The sequence below is a fragment of the Atribacter sp. genome (assembly GCF_035418125.1).
Taxonomy (GTDB): Bacteria; Atribacterota; Atribacteria; order Atribacterales; family Atribacteraceae; genus Atribacter; species Atribacter allofermentans.
In genome coordinates, this window is record NZ_DAOLQM010000284.1 from 1 (window position 1) to 2588 (window position 2588).

1 protein-coding gene is annotated in these 2588 nt (G+C 37.2%); it reads left to right on the forward strand.

The genetic code is table 11. From position 1 onward, the window contains the following. Positions 1 to 2505 (forward strand): PAS domain S-box protein (locus PLK24_RS10560; RefSeq protein WP_324478938.1); only part of this gene is annotated, 2505 nt, incomplete at its 5' end. Positions 2506 to 2588: the final 83 nt, after the last annotated feature.

Consider the following 2588-nt stretch of genomic DNA (forward strand, 5'->3'; position numbering starts at 1 on the left):
CTTCATTCAATTGGTGATGGAGTAATCAGTACCGATAAAAATGGATTTATCACCAGTCTTAATCCAATGGCCGAGAAAATTACTGGTTGGGAAGCAAACGAAGCTAAAGGAAAAATGATAAATGAAGTATTCTCCCTTAGAGATGAAAAAAGCAATATTTCCTATAATTATCAAATTACCGGGGTGTTAAATGGTAAAGGCATTCATAACTTTGCTAACAGTATCCTACTCATAGACAGAAAAGGCATAGTAAAACCAATCGATGGAAGTATTGCACCAATTCAAGATCAATATGATAAAAGAATCGGGGCTGTTATTGTATTCCGAGATCAATCCGTGAATCGAGCCATAACACGAGACCTTAGAATCATGAAATCCTCTATCGAATCCTCCATTAATGCCATTGCTATGATTGACCTCAATGGTATGATAACTTTTTTTAATACAGCTGCTTTACGATTATGGGGCTATGAAAAAAAAGAAGAAGTTTTGAGAAGACCAATCAGGTATTTTTGGGGGAAAGATTTTGAAAAATTTCAGGTCTTGAATAAACTTAGAGAAAATGGAGCTTATTTTGGAGAATTAGCTGGTAGGAAAAAAGATGGTTCCTTTTTCGATGTTCAGGTCTCAGCCACTCTGGTTACTAATGAGGATGATCAGCCAGTTTGTATTATGGGTTCTTTTGTGGATATTACTGAACAAAAACAGGCTGAAAAAACACTGGCAGAAGAAGCCATTCGACGGAGAATACTGATTGAACAATCCAGAGACGGTATTGTGGTAATGGATCAAGAAGGTGGTGTATTTGAAGCCAATCAAAGGTTTGCCGACATGTTGGGATATACTATGGATGAAATTTACCGCCTTCATGTATGGGAATGGGATGCCCTATTTACTCGTGAACAGTTGCTCAGTCAGACTCAATTGGTTAGTGAAGCCGGAGATCACTTTGAAACCAAACATCGCCGCAAAGATGGATCAATTATCAATGTCGAGATTAGCAGTAATGCTGCCGTATTTGACGGGAAAAAGCTGATATTTTGCGTTTGTCACGATATTACCCATAGAAAAAAGATGGAAGAAGAATTGCGCCGTGAAAGGACTCTTCTTCGAACGTTAATTGATAATTTACCCGATGCTGTTTATGTAAAAGACCGGGAAACCAGAAAGTTGCTTGCTAATCCGGCTGATTTAGAAAATATGGGGTTAAAAAGAGAAGAAGAGGTTTTAGGAAAAACTGATTTTGAGGTATTTCCTCAAGAAGTTGCAAAACAGTTTTACAAAGATGATATGTTTGTTCTCAATAATAGGAAGTCCATAATCAATAGAGAGGAACGCTTGGTCCGGCCAAGCGGTGAAGAGCGCTTTCTTCTTTCTTCAAAGATTCCCTTATTTGACGAAAAAGGAGAAGCAATTGGATTGATAGGCATTGGTCATGATATAACCGAGCAGAGAAAAGCCAATGAGCGAGTTAACTACCTGTCTTTTCATGATTCCCTTACTGGACTTTATAACCGAGTTTATCTGGAAGAAGAAATAAAACGACTTGACACCGACCGGCAGCTTCCAATCGGTATTATTATGGTTGATATCAATCGTCTAAAATTGATTAACGATGCATACGGCCATCCCATGGGAGATCAGTTACTGAAAACGTCATCGAGTGTTTTGAAGGACGTATGTCGGAAAGAAGATATAATCGCCCGTTGGGGCGGAGACGAGTTTGTTATTTTTCTTCCAAAAACTTCAGTGAAAGAAATTGAAGCTATTAAAAAAAGGATTATAGAACAATGTAAAAGGACTCAGGTATGTTCGATACCTTTATCAATGGCGATTGGTTTTTCAGTAAAAACCCGAGCTGACCAAGACATTATGAAAATATTCAAGGAAGCAGAAGATAATATGTATCAAAATAAACTTATAGAGAGTCGGAGCTCGAGAAATACATTTTTATTAACTTTAAAATCAGCTTTACAAAAGAAAAACGATATATCTGACGAACATATAGCTTATCTTCAGAATTTAGCTCAAATCTTTGGTGAGACTGTCAATCTCACCGGAACAGACCTGGACTGTTTTGTCCTTTTAGTTACCTTTCATGATATTGGGAATATTGCATCACCCGATGAATTACTCAATAAAACCAGTCCTCTCACTAAAGAAGAACAGTCAATCATTCAAAGACATTCAGAAATTGGTTATCGAATTGCCCGAAACATTGATGAGTTGTCAGGAATAGCCTATGCTATATTATCCCAACATGAAAACTGGGATGGAAGCGGATACCCTCAAGGTTTAAAAGGAGAAGAAATCCCCTTACTTTCTCGATTGAATGCTATTATTACTGCCTATGATACAATGACCAGAAAAAATAAATTTAACCAAAGAGGAGGGGTTTGTCCCAAGGCGAGAGCACTAAAAGAGCTTAAAAGATGTGCTGGAAAACAATTTGATCCCGAATTAGTCAACTTATTTATTGAAATGATAAATAATTTGCCTGAATAGAAGGCAATTCTTTTTATAACACAATTTGTGGATGAAAATAGGCGGACTCTTGCCTTTATCATTTCCTTTGTTATCTTCCTGTC